A 17,898-nucleotide genomic window follows, 5' to 3' on the forward strand; every position below is an offset into this window, starting at 1 on the left:
GAGAAGGAGAGATTTGAACTCTCGCGCCAGTTTCCCGACCTATACCCTTAGCAGGGGCACCTCTTCAACCACTTGAGTACTTCTCCAAGAATATATGTCACTGAAATATCAGTGCCTTTGTATATTATCATGACTCTATAAAATACGCAAGCATTTTTTAGAAAAATTTGTCATTCTTTATTTTTCGGTGTAATAGATAGTATGAAGGTAAAAGAAATGAGCTTGGATCAAAGACCAAGAGAAAAAGCTTTGCGACAAGGATTAAACTCTTTGTCAGATCTAGAATTGATTGCATTGATTTTGCAGAGTGGCAGTAAAGATCGTTCTGTCTTTGATATTGCACAAGATGTGTTGATTGAAACAGAAGGATTAAGCCAATTGTTTAACATGCATGTGAACTCACTCATGAAGATTAAAGGGATAAGGGAGGTTAAAGCATTACAGCTCTTAGCGGGCGTGGAACTTTGTAAAAGAGTGTTGAAGACAAATGCATATCGTATGCAGATAAAAAATTCTCAAGATGTTATTCAGTGGTTTAAGGTGGAATATGGTTATTTGACACAGGAAAATTTTGTTTGTGTTTATTTGGATACCAAAGCAAGGATCATATCTCATCGTGTTTTAGCTATTGGTACTTTAAATGAGGCTTGTGTTCATCCACGAGATGTTTTTAAGGAAGCCTATCTTCAAAATGCAGCGGGAGTAATTTGTGTCCATAATCATCCTTCCGGAGATCCTTCTCCAAGTTTAGAAGATATAAATATGACTAAACAACTTGTAAGTATCGCAAAGATGAATGGAATTCAATTTATAGATCATGTTATTGTTGCGAAAAGCCGTTATTACTCTTTTTGCGAGGTTGGTATGTTAGCATCATCATAAATGTTCACATTGAAAGAAAGTCAAAATATCGTTATAATACATGTAGTTTGGGGGAAGAAAATGCGAAGATTTACGCGTCTACAAAGAATACTTATTATAGCGATATGTATATGTTTAGCTTTTGGATGTGTCATGTTTGGTTTGCGTCAAAATTCGCTTTCCAATGTAGGATACAGCGCATGGACGTATATAAAATATGGATTATTTGACTATCCTCTTACTTCGATAGCCAATGTTTTTAACGATTTATCAAATCTATGGCACGTTTATGATGATAATCAATATTTGAACGAACAACTTGCCAAACAACGAAGTTATCAAACTTTATATGAAGATGAACGTAATAAAAATGCTGAATTAGAGGATCTTTTGGAAATGCAGGGAAGTTTGGATAATGCAACAAAAATCAGTTGTACAGTTTTGCAAAGAAGTGCTAATTCATGGGATCAGACAGTAACGATTTCTGCAGGGAGTTCACAAGGTGTTGAAAACAATATGTTGGTTGTCACAAGCCAGGGAGCCGTTGGATTGATTGAAAGTACGCAAACGGCAACCAGCACAGTGCGCTTATTGACAAGTGAAGACTTGATCAATGACATCGCAATCATGATTTCAATGGAAGATGGTTCTAATGTTGAAGGGGTATTGCAGTCATATGATGCAGATCGTAATGCGTATCGTGTTTCACTTTTCGACAACAATGCTCAGATTTCTACAGGTCAGATGGTAGCAACTAGTGGAAAAGGAGGAAATTATCCAAGTGGCATATATCTTGGAACGGTTACAGATGTTACGATCAATGATGATGCTATCATTTCAACAGTGTATGTACAGCCTGTATCCAACATACAGTCATTTAACTATTGTATGGTCATTGGAAGTGGGGTCGTAGGAGAATGAAACCTAGACAAATGATCATATTGTTGTTGGTAATGGCATTGATTGATGACTTGATCAGCTTATGTTTTCCTGTCAATTTCCAGTTTCAAGGATATTCATTTGTGCCACATTTTTGTTTTATTACATTGATGTTGCTGATATATGAAAGAGGATGGCTTGATCGAGTGCTGATATCGGGTTTTTGTGGAGTTTTAACGGATTTGTTCTTTAGTGGAACTTTACCTGTTTACTTTATCATATATGCAGGTTTAGGTTATTTGTCCGGTATCTTTAATAAAGCAATGGAAGAAGATTCACGTATTCGTTTTTTTTCTTTATTTGTTCTGGTGCTGTTATTAGATCTTATACCATTCTTGGTGAACCTTGTTTTTCAAAGCATGAATGTATCTTTTATGACCTGGTTCATGCATCATGAACTTCTTACGCTAACTTTGCATGGAGTTTTAATTTTGATGATGATGTACATATTAGATGTCTTAAAACGTTTTGCTTTGATTCGTCAACATCGTAAACAATTAGATCAAAGAAAAAAATACGTAAAAATGAAAACACAAAAATAGACGTCAGTTTATCTGACGTTTTATTTCATTTTCAAGATATGATAAAATTAGAACATAGAAAATAGGTGAAATTTATGAGCAAATTATTATTATTAGATGGAAATTCAATGTTATTTAGAGCATATTATGCGACATTGTATACACATAGAATGTCTACTTCAAATGGTATTCCTACCAATGCTGTATTTGGTTTTATTATGATGTTGAATAAAGCAATTGATATTATTAAACCAGATTCGATCTTAGTTGCCTGGGATGCAGGGAAACCAACATTTCGCCATAAACAATTTGCGGCGTATAAAGGAACAAGAAAACCTCTGGATGAAGATTTGATCGTACAGTTTCCAATCGTAAGAGAGTTTTTAGATGCCACTGGAATCAAACGCTTTGAAATCGAAGGTTATGAGGCAGATGATATCATCGGTTCTATGGCTAAAACAAATTCAAAAGGAATGACAACCATCCTTACAAGTGATCGAGATTTGTTACAATTGATTGATGATACGACACATGTCTTATTAATGAAAAAAGGTTTAAGTGACATGGATCTCATGGATGTTGAAAACTTTAAGGATAAGTATAATTTGATGCCTAAACAGATTATTGATTTAAAAGGTATTATGGGAGATTCCAGTGATAATATTCCAGGTGTTGCTGGAATAGGTGAAAAGGGAGCTACTAAACTTCTTGTTCAATATGGTTCTTTAGAAAATGTTTATGAGAATATTGATCAAATCAAAGGAAAACAAAAAGAAAAATTATTAAACGATAAAGAGAATGCCTTTATGTCAAAAGAGTTGGCAACGATATATACTTCTATGGATTTTCCTTTTACGATTCAAGATTGTAAATTTGATGGATATGATGAAAAGGTCAATGACTTTTATCAAAAATATGAAATGCGTTCTTTGATTTCGAAAACAACAATGACTTCAAAAAGTTATCAAATTAAAACAATTTGCTCTTTTAAAGGATATGATTCAAAAGATCTTTTATTGATGCCGGTAAATTCGAAAGAAGCGTATTTAAACCAGAAACTGCATGGATTTATGTTTTTTAATAACGAAGAAGTTTTATATCTAAAAGTTGAAGATGCTTTGGAAGACAGTTACTTCAAAAACATGCTAAAACATGAAACAAGTCTTAGAACATGGGATGCTAAAGAAATGATGCATTTACTTCAAAGGTATGGATTCTATGTTCCATCATTTAAAGAAGACCTTCATCTTGCAGCATTTTTGTTACATTCACAAGCAACGGATACAGATTCTTTAATTTCTTCTTTAGGTATTGAATTACCTGAAACGATCCATGATTTATTAAAGAAGGCAAAAAACGTAGAAGCTTGTCATATTGATCGTTTATTACCAGTTACCTGTGCCTGGACATGGCAGTTGAGTATTCGACAAGATAATATCTTTGATGAATTAAAAAAAGATAATTTACTCGACCTTTATGAAAATATTGAAAAGCCATTGGTAAGAATTCTTTTTGAAATGGAAAATCAGGGAATTCATATCGATGAAAATGTTTTAGATGAGATAGGTGCTAAGACAGATACTATCCTGGAATCGTTAACGCAACAAATCTATGAAATGGCTCATATGGTCTTTAATATTAACTCACCAAAACAACTTGCTGGTGTATTATATGACGAATTGAATTTAAAAGGCGGAGGTAAGAAGCGTTCTACCTCAGCAGAAGTTTTGGAAAAATTAAAAGGAAGTCATCCAATTATTGATGTGTTGCTGGACTATCGTAAATATTCAAAAATTAAATCAACATATATCGAAGGTTTAAAGAAGCACATTCAGCAAGATTCGAAGATACATACATGTTTCAATCAGGCCATGACGCAAACAGGTCGTCTATCCAGCAGTGATCCAAACTTACAAAATATCAGCGTTCGAGATGAACAGGGAAGAGAAATTCGTAAAGCTTTTGTGGCCCAAAAAGGATATAAACTTTTATCGGCCGATTATTCCCAAATTGAACTTCGAATGTTAGCTCATATGGCAAACGAAACTCATATGATCGAAGCATTCAAAGAGGGAGCGGATATCCATAATCGAACGGCTTCGCACATCTTCCATGTTTCACAAGAAGACGTGACACCAGATATGCGTCGTGTTGCCAAGACCGTGAATTTTGGAATAGTCTATGGACAAACAGAATTTGGCTTATCACAGCAATTAAAGATTTCACGCAAGGAAGCTGGTGAATTTATGGAAACATATTTTGCATCATATCCTAACATTCATCAATTTATGAATCAGTTGATTGATTTCTGTAAAGAAAATGGATATGTAGAAACTATGTTCCATAGACGTCGTATGATTCCTGAAATTAATGATAAAAATTTCATGACCAGAGAATTTGGCAAAAGAGCAGCTATGAATGCGCCAATTCAAGGAAGCGCTGCAGACTTAATCAAAATTGCCATGATTCGTGTAGATCAAGCGATGAAAGAGAAAAATGTTAAATCTAAGATGCTTTTGCAGATACACGATGAATTGATTTTTCTAGTTCCAGATGATGAATTAGAAGTGATGCAAGCACTAGTAAAGGAAGCCATGGAACAGGCCATGGAATTGAAAGTTCCTTTAAAGGCAAGCATCAACTTTGGTCAATCATGGTATGAGGCTAAATAATGCCAGAAGCACCAGAAGTACAGACAGTATTGTCAACACTTGAACATCAGATTAAAGGCGCAAAGATCTTAGATGTTAAAGTGTATTATCCAAAACTAATTCAAAATTTAGATGTCACGGAATTTGTGTCTTCATTAAAATATCAAAGATTTTGTGACTTCTTTCGCATTGGAAAATATTTAGGTTTTGTCATGGATGATCTAGATTTGATTGTTCATCTTCGCATGGAAGGAAAGTTTTATATCTTAAAAGAATTGCCGAGCGATCTTAAACACATTCATTGCGTCATGTGTTTGGATGATGGAAGATTGTTATGTTATCATGATACAAGAAAATTTGGTCGCATGGCTTTGTATCCTAAAGCGGTGGATGTTAGACGACTGGATTGTTTTAAAAATGTGGGATATGACTGTCTGGATGAAAACCTTGATGGAATGACATTTTATAAGATAATTCATCCGCTAAAAAGAAATATTAAATCAGCTTTACTGGATCAATCCATCATAGCTGGTGTTGGAAATATTTATGCCGATGAAATCTTATTTTCTTGTAAACTAGATCCAAGAAGTCGTTGCCAAAAGATATCAAAAAAAGATTGTGAAAATATCATTTATCATACAAAACGCATCATACGTGGGGCTATGAAAGCAGGAGGCACGACGATTCGTTCGTATACTTCCAGTTTAGGGGTGACTGGTCTTTTTCAATTGGAATTAAAAGTTCATTCAAAAAAAGATGAGCCTTGTCCTGTTTGTAAAAATAAGATCAAAAAGATCGTAGTCAGTCAAAGGGGTACTTATCTATGTTCAAATTGCCAAAAAAGAAAATAATTGGAATTACTGGAACTATGGGTTCTGGAAAATCACAAGTTGGAAAGATTCTTTCGGAGCAATATTCGGTCTTAGATTGTGACAGGGTCAATGCTGAATTGCTGTTGCCTAATCGTAAAGGTTTTGAAGAATTAAAGGAAAGAAAACTGATTAAAATAGATGAAGATGGTTATTTGGATAAAAAACAACTATCTTTTGATATGTTTCAAGACAAAATGATCAAAAAGGAAGTGGAAAATATTTTACACCCTTTGATTTTTCAAGAAATGAATGCATGGATTGAAAATCAAAAGGATGGTCTTGTTTTTATAGAAATGCCTTTATTATTTGAAATTGGTGCTCAGGATCACTTTGATTCAATCTGGTGTGTTGTCACAAAACGAAATATTGCCCTTGAGCGATTGACAAAATATCGTCATATTGATACGCAAGAAGCTATGAAAAGAATTACTAAGCAGATGAGTGAGGAAAAAAAGGCATCTTTAAGTGATGTTGTCATATATAATAATGGGACATTAAAAGAACTTAAACAAACGATTGCCCAAATGGTAGAAAGGGAGAAATCATGGAGCTAGAGCAGAATTATATGATCTATAAAACAGGCGATTTTCAAGAGAAGTGGAATGCTTATATATCTTTGTTGTATAAACCACTAATCGAAAATGATGCTTGTATGCTATATGATTTGTTTCTATCATTAGATCAAACAAGTATAACGTTAGAAAAACTGTTGATGTTATATGGAAGTTATGCTAATCGTTTTGATGCATCAAAGAAGAAGTTAGAAAATTACGAGTTGATTAAAACTTATTATGATCCAATTTCTAGAAAGAACATTATCGAAGTTTACCCACCATTAAATGCCAAATCGTTCTTAAATCACGATACATTTTCTCGTTTGTTTTTAAATCAATGCGGATCTTCTCATTTTGACTTTGTCAAATTGCATTTTAATGATGAAATTGATAAGACAAATTATGTAGACATCAGTGAGAAAATGGATCTGTCATGTTTAGAGTCATGGACACAAGAAAAAGAAGAAACGTATTTAAATCTCAAACCTGAAGAGGGGAAATTAAAGTATGATTTTGATTTTGAAACGTTCTTGAAAGGGGCTGACAGGATATTTCCAATGCGTTATCGAACCAAAGAGAATTTGTCAAGAATTGCAAGCCTGGCTTCGATTCATGGTATAGATGCTGTAGATATGCGAAAGTATGTGCAGCGAAGCATAAATCCCAATACTCATGTCTTTGATTTTGAAAAGTTAAAAAAACAAGTATATGCTAACCAGAAAATCATAAAGCCGACAGATGATCCATATAAGATGTCTCCGGTAAAATTTTTACAGAATAAACAAAAAGGAGCGCCAGTCGCAAATGCAGATCGAAAAGTAATAGAAAAATTGATCAAAAACTATAGCTTCTCGAATGAAGTCATGAATGTTCTGATTGAATATTGTTTAAATCAAACACAGCAGAAATTTTCTAAAGCTTATGTGGAGAAAGTAGCTGCATCCTGGATTCGACTTCAGGTGGATTCAAAAGAAAAAGCATTGGAAGTATGCAGACAGGAAAATCAAGTTAAAAAACCGGCACCAAAATTACCGGATTGGTATCAGAATACAGAACAAAGTGTTCCAGATGATGATTTAGTACAACAGGCTTTGAGCTTACAAAGACAACTTGGAAAGGAGAAGAATGATGAGATTTGATTTTGAGATCGATGAATCTTTGAAACGAGAACGAAATGAAAAAATCGAAAAACTTTATACGGATCCACTTGTTCAACAGTTTCTGAAAAAGAATGATCTGAATCATGATTTTTTTGACAAGCATTTTTCTTATTTCCAAGATTGGGTGGAAAATGTAAAAAAATGTTCTGGTTGTCAGGGAATAGAATTTTGTGTTCAAACTATTCCTGGAAAGATCAAGACTATCTATTTAGATGATTCAGGTTTTCTTGAAGAACGATATCAATCCTGCCGTAGATTTAAAAAGTTTGAGGATGAAATTGCACATAGAAAAAATTATCGCTTATCTCATTTATCCGATAACGATTATATGATCGATCTTCATAAGATCGAAGTTAGCAATGAATCGCAGGAATACCTATTAGCTTATATGCAACTGTTAAAGTCTTTAGAACAAAAAAAAGGAATTTATCTCTATGGTCAGCCTGGAGTAGGGAAAAGTTATATGATGGCTGGAGCAGCAAATTTCTTTGCCAAGAGTAAAAAAAGAGTTTCATTTATAAAGGTTCCTCTTTTTATTCAAGATATCAAACAATCTATGTATGATAATGAATATCGCCAGGATATGATTGGACATCTTCGTTTTAGTGAAGTATTAGTCTTAGATGATATTGGCTCAGAAGCTATTACGCCTTGGACCCGTGATGAAATACTATTCCCAATCCTTGATTATCGTATGAACCATGAATTAAAGACTTATTTTACATCCAATTATACACTTGAAGAACTTGAGCAACATTATTGTCTTAGAGATAAAGAAAATGGGTATGTTGCCAGTTTACGTTTAATGGAACGAATCAAAGCTTTAAGCACGCCGGTTTCATTGTTAGGCAAGTCAAGACGATAAAATGTAAAACTTGTGATAAAATTCTCTTTTTTCTTTTCAAACGAGTATGATTGCGTTAAAATATATGCGTAAAGATTAATATACAAGGAGGAAATTAATAATGTTAGTATCTGCTACTGAAATGATTAACAAAGCTCATGAAGGGCATTATGCAATCGGAGCTTTCAACATCAATAACTTGGAGTGGACAAAAGCTATCTTAGCTGCTGCAGAAGAAGTTAAATCTCCAGTTATGTTGGGTGTATCTGAAGGTGCTGCAAAATACATGTGTGGTTTCAAAACGGTTGCAGCTATGGTAAAAGAAATCCATGATGCTATGGGAATCACTGTTCCAGTTGCTTTACACTTGGATCATGGTTCTTATGAAGGCGCTAAAGCAGCTATCGAGGCTGGATTTACTTCTGTAATGTTCGATGGTTCTCATTACCCATTCGAAGAAAACCTAGAAAAATCAAAAGAAATGATCGAGCTTGCTCATTCAAAAGGTTTATCAATTGAATGTGAAGTTGGTGGAATCGGTGGAGAAGAAGATGGTGTCGTTTCTGCCGGAGAATTAGCTGATCCTCAGGAATGTAAAACAATTGCTGAATTAGGTGTTGACTTCTTAGCTGCTGGTATCGGTAATATCCATGGTAAATATCCTGAAAACTGGGCTGGCTTGAGCTTTGATCGTTTGGCTGAAATCCAGGCTGTTACAAATGGTAAACCACTTGTATTACATGGTGGTTCAGGTATTCCACGTGAACAAGTTAAAAAAGCTATCGATTTAGGTGTTTCTAAGGTTAACGTTAACACAGAATGTCAGTTAGTATTTGCTGAAGCAACTCGTAAATATATCGAAGAAGGAAAAGATCAGCAAGGTAAAGGTTACGATCCACGTAAACTATTGAAACCAGGTACTGATGCAATCACTGCTTTAGTTAAAGACATGATGACTGATTTCTTTGGTTCTGCAGGTAAAGCTGAATAAGAAATTGATTTAGGAGCTGAATAAGCTCCTTTTTTGTTTCTTAAATAAAAAAAACACCGAAAAGATTTTAGCTGATCTTTTCGGTAAATTTGTTGTGAATAACTCAATGTTCTTCATTTGTTGAGTCAAACAGCATTTGAATGATGTAATAAATCCAACCCATAAAATCCTTCCTTTCTGTTTATAAAAAATAATAAAAGACAGACCTGTTATGGAATCTGCCTTTTTTCGATCTAAAAATGATAAATGAATAAATAGAGCATTGATACTCTATGACAGACTCCACCACTTATTCATCATCTATATCATAACACCATGATTTAAATCATTCAATGAAAACGTTTACAAAAGTTTATATTAGTTTTTATTGTAGATTAAGGAAAATCTTAACAGAATCTTAATACATATTCTGACTGATTAGGTTGAAGTAAAGATGTAAATGATATATGATTGATTCGTTGAATATGTGGTGGAGTCTGTCATAAAGCGTAAGCTTTATTTATTCAACACAATATTCGATATGATTGACAGGTCCGAAAATAGGATCTTTATTTTTTTAGGAAGTGGAGTATGGAGAATTCACAAAAAAAGATTCGAAGAGCCTTAGATTATTTCTCGGCCCCACAGTTGTTGATGGTGGGCTTTGCGTCGGTGATTTTGACAGGAGCTGTTATCCTAATGTTACCGATATCTGTTCGAGAAGGTGCTACTGTAAGTTTTATTGATGCTTTATTTACATCAACAAGCGCTGTATGTGTAACTGGCTTGATCGCAATTGATACAGCGGATCATTTTACTGTCTTTGGTCGAGCTGTAGTAGCTGCTTTGATTCAAATTGGTGGTTTAGGTGTTACATGTGTTGGTGTTTCCCTGATCTTGGCAGCGGGAAGAAAGATAGACTTTCATACCCGAAAGTTGATCAAAGAATCCTGGAATATAGATTCGTATCAAGGTTTGGTAAAACTGGTGAAACAAGTATTAAAGTTGACTTTCGCTTTTGAAGTTGTTGGTGCAGTTTTGAGTTTCCTTGTATTTAGTCAAGATTATTCGTTTTGGGATGCATGGGGAATTAGTATCTTTCATTCAATTGCCGCATTTAACAACTCTGGATTTGACATTTTAGGAAATTTACAAAACTTAATTCCCTATAGCGATAGTATTTTATTAAATCTAGTAACAGCAGGTTTGATCATCTGTGGTGGTATCGGTTTTTTAGTTATTTTGGATATCAAAAAAAAGAAAAGGTTTAAAAAATTGACACTGCATTCCAAGGTTGTTATTACCATGAGTATTGTTTTGATTTTAGTGGGTACGATCTTATTAAAATCAACGGAAAATATAACCTGGTTACAGGCGTTCTTCCATAGTGTGTCTGCTCGTACTGCAGGTTTTTCTACAACACCTTTAGGTGAATTTACAAATGCGGGTTTATTTGTTTTGGTAATCTTAATGTTTATCGGTGCTTCTCCTGGATCTACTGGTGGCGGTATCAAAACAAGTACATTCTTCGTATTGATTACAGTGTTTAGAGGAATTGTGAAAAATCAGCCTTTTGGTGCGTTTAAACGAAGGATTTCAAACAAGGTCATTATGCAGGCGTTTAACGTCGTATTCCTTTCGTTAATGGTCGTTGTAATAGGTACTTTATTGTTGTGCGTTACGGCACCGGAATGTACATTTATTCAAATTTTGTTTGAAGTTACTTCTGCATTTGGTACAGTTGGTTTGTCCACGGGTATTACACCATATCTAAATTCAATTTCAAAATTTATTTTGATTTTGATCATGTTCATTGGACGTTTAGGAGCTATGACTGTAGCAACTATGATTGCAAATAAAAAACCTAGAACAGCAGTTTATTCTGTTGAAGATATATCGATTGGATAATTGGAGGATATACTATGAAATCAAAAAAAATCTATGGAGTTATCGGGTTAGGACGTTTTGGTATGCCATTGGCTCAAAGATTAGCCCTAGCGGGAGAAGAAGTAATTGGCGTAGATATGAATGAAGAAAAAGTTGAAGAATTTCGCGAATTTAGCGATTTGGCTTTTGTCACAAAATCATTACATAAAGAAGTCTTGCGTGAAATGGGAATTCAAAACTGTGATCTTGTTGTAGTTTGCATTGGAAGTAATATCGAGGCAAGTATTCTTGCAACGATGAATATTATTAATCTAGGGGTGCCAACGGTCATTTCTAAAGCAACTAGTGAAGTGCAGGGAGAAGTTTTAGAAAAACTAGGAGCTAAAGTTGTGTATCCAGAGTACGATATGGCTGTTCGTACAGCAAAAAAGATCCTTCAAAAGAATCTTCGAGATTATATATCTATGGGTAAAGATGTTGAAATTGTTGAAGTTGAGCTAACAGACAAAATGATCGGTAAATCAATATTGGATTTAGATCTTAGAAAACGCTATTCATTGAATGTTATTGCGATTCATCACGAGAAAGGTATTGAATTAGAATTTTTACCAAGTTATCAACTAAAAAAAGGAGATGTCGTTGTTGTAATTGGAAAAGAGGAAAATGTCTCTCGTTTCATCAACGATTATTCAGACAATTAATTTTGGGCGAATTGAATTCGTCCTTTTTTTCTTGCGTTTTTTTGTTGGTATCTATACAATATTAGCGGAATGCGAATTTTTCTAGAAATCTTTATGTTTCTAGTGTAGTATATTAAAACAGACCTTTAAGGAGGGTAATTAATGAAAGAAGTTATTAAAATCGAAGGTGGACATCGTTTGAATGGAACAGTTCGTATTAGCGGTTCCAAAAACTCAACGGTAGCGTTGATTCCAGCTTGTGTTTTAGCCAATAAACCTGTCACTATCTTTGGAGTACCAAATATAAGTGATGTAAAATCACTAATGGTATTATTGAATGAATTAGGTGTTTACGTTGAACAAAAAGACAATGAGACTTTATATATAGATCCTAGCAACATGGAAAATATCCCAATGATTTCTGGTGCAGTTTCAAAACTTCGTGCTAGTTATTATTTTATGGGAGCTTTATTAGGTAAATTTGGTCATGTACAAATTAAAATGCCTGGAGGTTGCTATTTAGGACCTCGACCTATTGACTTGCATCTAAAGGGGTTTGAAGCTTTAGGAGCAACAGTCGATTATGAAAATGGTTGTTATATCTTGCATGCGGATGAATTGGTAGGCACTAATATTTTCTTGGATATTTCCAGTGTAGGAGCAACGATTAATATTATGATGGCGGCTGTATACGCCAATGGAAGAACAACAATTGAAAATGCTGCCAGAGAGCCAGAGATTATTGATATAGCGACATTATTGAATAAAATGGGAGCTAAGATCCATGGTATGGGAACAAGTACGATCGTAATTGATGGTGTTTCAAACCTAGGTGGATGTTTACATGAAATCATTCCAGATCGTATTGAAGCAGCAACGTATTTGATCATGGCCGCTGCAATGGCAGATGACATGGTTATTGAAAATGTTATTCCACAACATTTGGAATCTATTATTTCAAAATTAAAAGAAGTTGGGATTCGTATGGAAGTCGGTTCAGATTTTATTCGTGTTACAGGCAGATCTAATACATTAAGACCAACAGAGATTCAAACAAAGCCATATCCTGGGTTTGCTACCGATGTGCAACAGCCTTTTACTGTATTGTTGACGCAGGCAGAAGGAAATTCGGTAGTAACGGAGACAATTTATACAGAACGTTTTAAACATTGTTATGAATTAAATAAAATGGGTGCAGATATCGATGTTCGTGTTCCAAGTTGTTTTATTAATGGAAAGACCAAGTTATATGGTACCAGTGTTACGGCAACGGATTTACGTTGTGGAGCTGGGCTTGTTGTTGCGGCTTTGATGGCTGAGGGAGTCACAGAAATTCATGATGTATATCATATTGATCGTGGATATGATAATCTAGATGGAAAACTAAAGAAATTAGGCGCTAAACTATGGCGCGAAAAAGTGTAATTAAGGTCATTTCAAGTGGCCTTTTTTTAGTGATAAGTTTATAATGATTATATGATTCGTGTCGCATTTTTAGAGTATGAAAAAGAAACTAAAGATATTATTTTTGAATTATCTAAAGTATTTAATGAATTAGATTGGACATTTCGCCATTATCGTAAAGCTAGCGATTTAGCAAAAGTAATGAAAAAACAGGAAATTCATCTTTTTGTTTTTGATGAAATGTTTAAAACACCTCGATTAGAAAGTGTATTTGTTCATGATAATCCCAATGCCTTGTTCATTTATGTTTGTAAAAATGCTTTAGCAACAAAAGATAAGGATCAAAGATCACGTGTTCTTTATATTGAAAAAGATCATATTGTTGAGGATATAAAGAAATATGAGTCAATCATCTTATCACAATGTTCTCAGGTTGATCTATATAATTTTTCATATGATGGAGTTCATGTCAATCTTGCCTATGAAGATATTTACTATTTAGAAAAAATTGATAAAATGGTTTATTTTCATACGAAGAAAGGTGAATTTCACAAACGAGTGAATATGTCTGAACTAGAGACTATATTTGCACCTTATGGGTTTTTGAGGGTCCATGTTTCATATCTGGTCAACGCAAAACATATAGTTGCATGGAATAAAGATGAGGTTCAAATCATAACACAGGAAAACATCCCAATGTCGCGAGCACAGAAAAGAAGGCTTATGGCACAAATAAAACCAAAAATGCCAGAATAAATACCACTTTAGACAGTGGTATTTTCTTTTTAAGATTTTGACATATAATATAGATGAATCAAAAGAAAGGACTTCAGAAAAGAGAAAAGAGGACGTAGAATAGGAGCCTTTACTTTTGGAAAATGAAATAGAGAGCGGTGGGAAGATGACAATACATTAAAAATCTAAGATTAAAAAAAGAAAATCTTAGTAATCCAAAACTATGGAGAGAAGCCTCCAAAAGTTAGGCTGATCAAAAGATCAGAATAAACATTCCATGAAAACTTAATTTGAAATTGAGGAACATAATATGGTAGTAACAGATTTCTACTGGTGATGGATTTCACAAGAGATATAATTCTGAGATGGATAGTTGAGTGAATCATCTAAACTACAAAGGGAAGATATAGATACCAAGATAAAATAGATTAATATATTATAGAGAATGGAAAGTGCTATATCAGAACAAGTAGATAACCGCATAATGACATAGATGATATAATTACAATTGAATCGAATATACTAGCGGATCGAATTGAAAGATCCGCTTTCTTTATGTTTTTAACTTCTATGGTTTTAATGACTTTTTAATCTTGAATTATGTGATTTGCAGATTAAATATGGTATTATAAGGTGGAATAAGTTTAGAAAAGGTTGGATAAGTATATGAAACTATTTGCGAGTGATTATGATGGCACTTTATTGTATGCCAAACACATTATGCCTGAAGATCTTAAGGCTATTCAAGAATGGAAAGATGCGGGAAATCAATTTGTGATTGTTACAGGTCGTTCGAAGGTTTCAATTCAGAAACAAATTGATGAATACGATCTACCTGTTGATTTTGTAGTTACTAATAATGGAGGAATGGTATTTGATAAGGATGGAAAGATCTTATTATCAAATTATTTAGATTATATTACAAGTCTGGATATTATTTATATTGCAAAAACGATGGAAGGTGTTTGCAGCTATGTGGTAAATGATGGAATTAATCGTCACCGTATCGTGATTGATGATACGAATGAACATCGTTATGTTGGCTTAGAACCAGATATGAGCGAAGAAGAAGTTATGAACATGGCTAAATATGCTCAAATCGTGATTTCCATGGCAGAAGTTGATTTAGCTGTTTCTATGGCTGATGCAATAAATCAGTATTTTGGGGATACGGTTGTTGCTTATGCCAATAACTATGTTGTGGATGTTGTACCAAAGGGAATTTCCAAGGCAACAGGTTTAGACTTTGTTTGTGAATGGACAGGTATTGATGAAAAAGATACATATACAATTGGGGATTCTTATAATGATATTCCATTGATGGAATATGGAATTCATGGAGCTGCGATAGAAACAGCTTATGATGAGGTAAAAGATCATGCGCTATATGTTTACTCATCTATTCATGAAATGATTAAAAAAATTATGAGCGAATAGAATAAGGGGGCGAAGAAATGGATATTTCTTTATCCGATGTATTAACTTTTTTAAGACTGATTCTTGATATTCTTGTTGTCTGGGCATTGATCTATAGCGCATTTCGTTTAGTTCGTAATAATTCAAGAACGATCCAGATTTTAAAAGGATTACTGGTTATTATGATCGTCAAAGTTCTTGCAGTATGGATTGGATTAAATACCTTGAGTTATTTGATTGATTTATTCTTGAACTGGGGAATCGTGGCTATATTGATCTTATTCCAACCAGAGATTCGCGGAATGTTAGAAAAAGTTGGAAAGACTACTGCAATACTTCCTAATGAATTTCAAATCAGTCAATATACAAATATGATCAATGAATTGGTTGATGCTTGTACGGATATGTCAAATTCTAAAACAGGTGCTTTGATAACAATCGAACAATCCAATTCTTTAAATGATTATATACAATCTGGAATTCGTATGGATTCTCAGGTATCCAGAGAATTGCTAGGAACTATATTCCAATATGGAACACCAATGCATGATGGAGCTGTTATTATTCAAGGGACACAAATTGCTTGCGCAGCTGCCTATTTTCCACCAACAACAAAAGATCTTCCTAGTAAATATGGAGCTAGACATAGAGCCGCTGTGGGAATCAGTGAAATTACGGATTCTATTACCATTATTGTGTCTGAAGAAACAGGAAATATTTCTGTCGCTTATCGAGGACAATTAACACAATACCCACCAGAAGGGTTAAAACGTTATTTGACAAATCGCTTGATTCAAGTAGATGAACAGCAAACACCATCTATCTTGCAGCCAGTTATCAAAACTGCAAAAAGTTTCGGATTGTCAATGTCTAAAAAGAGCGATGGGATTGTTCGTATTGATGAAAGAATTAAACCGATAGAAGTAGTTGATTTATTAGAAAAGAAACAGGGAGGTAAGTAAGATGGAAAATCCAGAACACAAAACTCTTGTTTCTAAGATTATTGAATTATTTCAAATGATCTTTCGAAAATTGTCAAAATTATTTGACAAGGTTGTCTTTAATAAAAAAGGATCTTTGTTTATTTCATTATTTTTAGCAATTATCATTTCAATTTCTGTTAATTATGAAGATATCTCTCTATCTTTATTTCATGATACGACAGTTTCCGTTACGATCAATGATGTTTCAGTTGAAACATTAGCGGATACAGAGAATTATGTTATTGAAGGTATACCTAGTACAGTGGATGTCACGATTACAGGAAGTGCATCAGATGTACAAGTATATAGACAACAAGCAAATATTCGTGCTATTGCAGATGTTAGACGATATACCGAAGGAAATGTTGTTGTTGATATTGAAATTTCACAGCTTCCTTCCAATCTTGAAGCGACCATTCAGCCAGCTACGGCAGAAGCTACTATCAGCAAGAAAGTTTCTAAACAATTTACAGTAACATCTGAACTGTTATTAGGAAATGGACAGAGTTCCAGCGATTTTGAATCACCAGTTTTATCTGCAACCACAGTTACAATTAAAGCAAGTCAGGAACAAATTGACGCGATACGCAGTGTAAAGGCTATTATTGATGCCACTGGACAAACAGGTGATTTTAATGTTGAAGCCAATGTGATGGCATATGATTCAAGTGGAACACCTTTACAGGTGGATATTTCACCGGCAACGATACAAGTAAGTGTAAAACGTGCAAACAGTGACAGTGATTAGGAGGTATTATCATGGGAAAATATTTTGGGACCGATGGAGTCAGAGGAAGAGCCAATGAAGGCTTGACTTTAGAAATGTCTATCAAGATCGGACAGTATCTTGGATGGTACTATGGAAAAGAAAAACATGCCAAGATCCTGATTGGTAAGGATACTCGCTTATCTGGCGATATGTTTGAATTAGGATTGGCAGCGGGAGCTACCAGCATGGGTGCCCAGGTTTATTTGCTGGGGGTATGTCCAACACCGGCCATCAGCTATCTTGTTCGCAAGGAACGCTTTGACTGCGGGATCATGGTCAGTGCCAGCCACAATCCATACTATGACAATGGGATCAAGTGTTTTAACCATAACGGAGAAAAGATGGAAGAAGATCTTCTTCTGGAAATTGAAGCCTATATGGATGGAAACTGTACGATCAATCTGGCAACCGGAGATCATATCGGTGAATATTTCAACTGGGAAGATGGTTTGGAAATCTATATGTCCTGGTTGAAGGAAATCGTTCCAGTGGATCTGGAAGGCTATCATATTGCCGTAGATCTTGCCAACGGTTCTGCAACGAGTACCGTGGTAGAAACATTGGATTCTTTAGGAGCTACAGTTGAAGCCATCAACAATTCACCAAACGGGATCAATATCAATACAAAATGCGGAAGCACACATCCAGAAAA

General features: G+C 34.4%; 17 protein-coding genes. All 17 read left to right on the top strand.

The genetic code is table 11. The features are described from left to right. The first annotated feature begins 201 nt into the window (after nucleotides 1-201). The gene (gene radC, locus HMPREF0367_RS00815; protein ID WP_035400207.1) at nucleotides 202-882 is read left to right on the top strand and encodes a RadC family protein; all 681 of its coding nucleotides are present in this window, start codon (nucleotides 202-204) and stop codon (nucleotides 880-882) included. A gap of 60 nt (nucleotides 883-942) precedes the next feature. Then, nucleotides 943-1,782, top strand: coding sequence for a rod shape-determining protein MreC (mreC, locus tag HMPREF0367_RS00820; RefSeq protein ID WP_081683599.1), 840 nt, complete (start codon nucleotides 943-945; stop codon nucleotides 1,780-1,782). Next, entirely contained in the window at nucleotides 1,779-2,342 is a 564-nt protein-coding gene (gene mreD / locus HMPREF0367_RS00825; RefSeq protein WP_015535113.1) for a rod shape-determining protein MreD, read from the top strand. Before mreC ends, mreD begins: the two co-directional genes overlap by 4 nt. Nucleotides 2,343-2,416: 74 nt before the next feature. Next, a complete protein-coding gene (gene polA / locus HMPREF0367_RS00830) occupies nucleotides 2,417-4,993 on the top strand; it encodes a DNA polymerase I (RefSeq protein WP_035400209.1) in 2,577 nt (858 codons plus the stop codon). Next, nucleotides 4,993-5,823 (top strand): bifunctional DNA-formamidopyrimidine glycosylase/DNA-(apurinic or apyrimidinic site) lyase, encoded by an 831-nt coding sequence (gene mutM, locus HMPREF0367_RS00835; protein WP_035400211.1) that lies wholly within the window; start codon nucleotides 4,993-4,995, stop codon nucleotides 5,821-5,823. The genes polA and mutM overlap by 1 nt, the downstream gene beginning before the upstream one ends. Then, a complete protein-coding gene (coaE, locus tag HMPREF0367_RS00840; RefSeq protein ID WP_035400213.1) occupies nucleotides 5,796-6,398 on the top strand; it encodes a dephospho-CoA kinase in 603 nt (200 codons plus the stop codon). Before mutM ends, coaE begins: the two co-directional genes overlap by 28 nt. Further along, nucleotides 6,389-7,537: a DnaD domain protein gene (locus HMPREF0367_RS00845; protein ID WP_035400215.1), complete on the top strand. Its 1,149-nt coding sequence runs from the start codon at nucleotides 6,389-6,391 to the stop codon at nucleotides 7,535-7,537. The genes coaE and HMPREF0367_RS00845 overlap by 10 nt, the downstream gene beginning before the upstream one ends. Next, nucleotides 7,527-8,423: an ATP-binding protein gene (locus HMPREF0367_RS00850; protein ID WP_015535107.1), complete on the top strand. Its 897-nt coding sequence runs from the start codon at nucleotides 7,527-7,529 to the stop codon at nucleotides 8,421-8,423. Before HMPREF0367_RS00845 ends, HMPREF0367_RS00850 begins: the two co-directional genes overlap by 11 nt. Nucleotides 8,424-8,520: 97 nt before the next feature. Next, on the top strand, nucleotides 8,521-9,393 hold the full coding sequence (gene fba / locus HMPREF0367_RS00855; RefSeq protein ID WP_081683600.1) for a class II fructose-1,6-bisphosphate aldolase: 873 nt from the start codon (nucleotides 8,521-8,523) through the stop codon (nucleotides 9,391-9,393). Nucleotides 9,394-9,963: 570 nt separating this feature from the next. Then, the gene (locus tag HMPREF0367_RS00860) at nucleotides 9,964-11,280 is read left to right on the top strand and encodes a TrkH family potassium uptake protein (protein ID WP_051335109.1); all 1,317 of its coding nucleotides are present in this window, start codon (nucleotides 9,964-9,966) and stop codon (nucleotides 11,278-11,280) included. A gap of 14 nt (nucleotides 11,281-11,294) precedes the next feature. Then, nucleotides 11,295-11,960 (top strand): potassium channel family protein, encoded by a 666-nt coding sequence (locus tag HMPREF0367_RS00865; protein ID WP_035400219.1) that lies wholly within the window; start codon nucleotides 11,295-11,297, stop codon nucleotides 11,958-11,960. A 141-nt stretch (nucleotides 11,961-12,101) separates the two neighbouring features. Further along, nucleotides 12,102-13,364, top strand: a complete 1,263-nt coding sequence (gene murA, locus HMPREF0367_RS00870) for a UDP-N-acetylglucosamine 1-carboxyvinyltransferase (protein ID WP_022356173.1) — start codon at nucleotides 12,102-12,104, stop codon at nucleotides 13,362-13,364. A gap of 51 nt (nucleotides 13,365-13,415) precedes the next feature. Beyond that, nucleotides 13,416-14,099 carry a LytR/AlgR family response regulator transcription factor gene (locus HMPREF0367_RS00875; protein WP_035400221.1) on the top strand — a complete coding sequence of 228 codons (684 nt, stop codon included), beginning with the start codon at nucleotides 13,416-13,418 and terminating at the stop codon, nucleotides 14,097-14,099. Between the two features lie 645 nt (nucleotides 14,100-14,744). Then, nucleotides 14,745-15,515, top strand: coding sequence for an HAD family hydrolase (locus HMPREF0367_RS00880; RefSeq protein WP_022356172.1), 771 nt, complete (start codon nucleotides 14,745-14,747; stop codon nucleotides 15,513-15,515). 17 nt (nucleotides 15,516-15,532) lie between these two features. Next, the gene (gene cdaA, locus HMPREF0367_RS00885) at nucleotides 15,533-16,456 is read left to right on the top strand and encodes a diadenylate cyclase CdaA (RefSeq protein ID WP_035400224.1); all 924 of its coding nucleotides are present in this window, start codon (nucleotides 15,533-15,535) and stop codon (nucleotides 16,454-16,456) included. Between the two features lies 1 nt (nucleotide 16,457). Next, nucleotides 16,458-17,225, top strand: coding sequence for a CdaR family protein (locus HMPREF0367_RS00890; RefSeq protein WP_035400226.1), 768 nt, complete (start codon nucleotides 16,458-16,460; stop codon nucleotides 17,223-17,225). An 11-nt stretch (nucleotides 17,226-17,236) separates the two neighbouring features. Then, nucleotides 17,237-17,898: phosphohexomutase domain-containing protein (locus HMPREF0367_RS00895; RefSeq protein ID WP_035400228.1), on the top strand; the 662-nt coding region annotated here is incomplete at its 3' end.

This window comes from Faecalitalea cylindroides ATCC 27803, assembly GCF_000469305.1.
In the GTDB taxonomy this organism is placed as follows: Bacteria; Bacillota_I; Bacilli_A; order Erysipelotrichales; family Erysipelotrichaceae; genus Faecalitalea; species Faecalitalea cylindroides.

Coding starts and splice junctions, on each gene's coding strand:
- HMPREF0367_RS00850 (WP_015535107.1), top strand. CDS start 7,527: ATGAGATTTGATTTTGAGATCGATGAATCTTTGAAACGAGAACGAAAT.
- HMPREF0367_RS00875 (WP_035400221.1), top strand. CDS start 13,416: ATGATTCGTGTCGCATTTTTAGAGTATGAAAAAGAAACTAAAGATATT.
- HMPREF0367_RS00845 (WP_035400215.1), top strand. CDS start 6,389: ATGGAGCTAGAGCAGAATTATATGATCTATAAAACAGGCGATTTTCAA.
- HMPREF0367_RS00860 (WP_051335109.1), top strand. CDS start 9,964: ATGGAGAATTCACAAAAAAAGATTCGAAGAGCCTTAGATTATTTCTCG.
- cdaA (WP_035400224.1), top strand. CDS start 15,533: ATGGATATTTCTTTATCCGATGTATTAACTTTTTTAAGACTGATTCTT.
- HMPREF0367_RS00880 (WP_022356172.1), top strand. CDS start 14,745: ATGAAACTATTTGCGAGTGATTATGATGGCACTTTATTGTATGCCAAA.
- polA (WP_035400209.1), top strand. CDS start 2,417: ATGAGCAAATTATTATTATTAGATGGAAATTCAATGTTATTTAGAGCA.
- mutM (WP_035400211.1), top strand. CDS start 4,993: ATGCCAGAAGCACCAGAAGTACAGACAGTATTGTCAACACTTGAACAT.
- HMPREF0367_RS00890 (WP_035400226.1), top strand. CDS start 16,458: ATGGAAAATCCAGAACACAAAACTCTTGTTTCTAAGATTATTGAATTA.
- mreC (WP_081683599.1), top strand. CDS start 943: ATGCGAAGATTTACGCGTCTACAAAGAATACTTATTATAGCGATATGT.
- radC (WP_035400207.1), top strand. CDS start 202: ATGAAGGTAAAAGAAATGAGCTTGGATCAAAGACCAAGAGAAAAAGCT.
- HMPREF0367_RS00865 (WP_035400219.1), top strand. CDS start 11,295: ATGAAATCAAAAAAAATCTATGGAGTTATCGGGTTAGGACGTTTTGGT.
- mreD (WP_015535113.1), top strand. CDS start 1,779: ATGAAACCTAGACAAATGATCATATTGTTGTTGGTAATGGCATTGATT.
- coaE (WP_035400213.1), top strand. CDS start 5,796: ATGTTCAAATTGCCAAAAAAGAAAATAATTGGAATTACTGGAACTATG.
- murA (WP_022356173.1), top strand. CDS start 12,102: ATGAAAGAAGTTATTAAAATCGAAGGTGGACATCGTTTGAATGGAACA.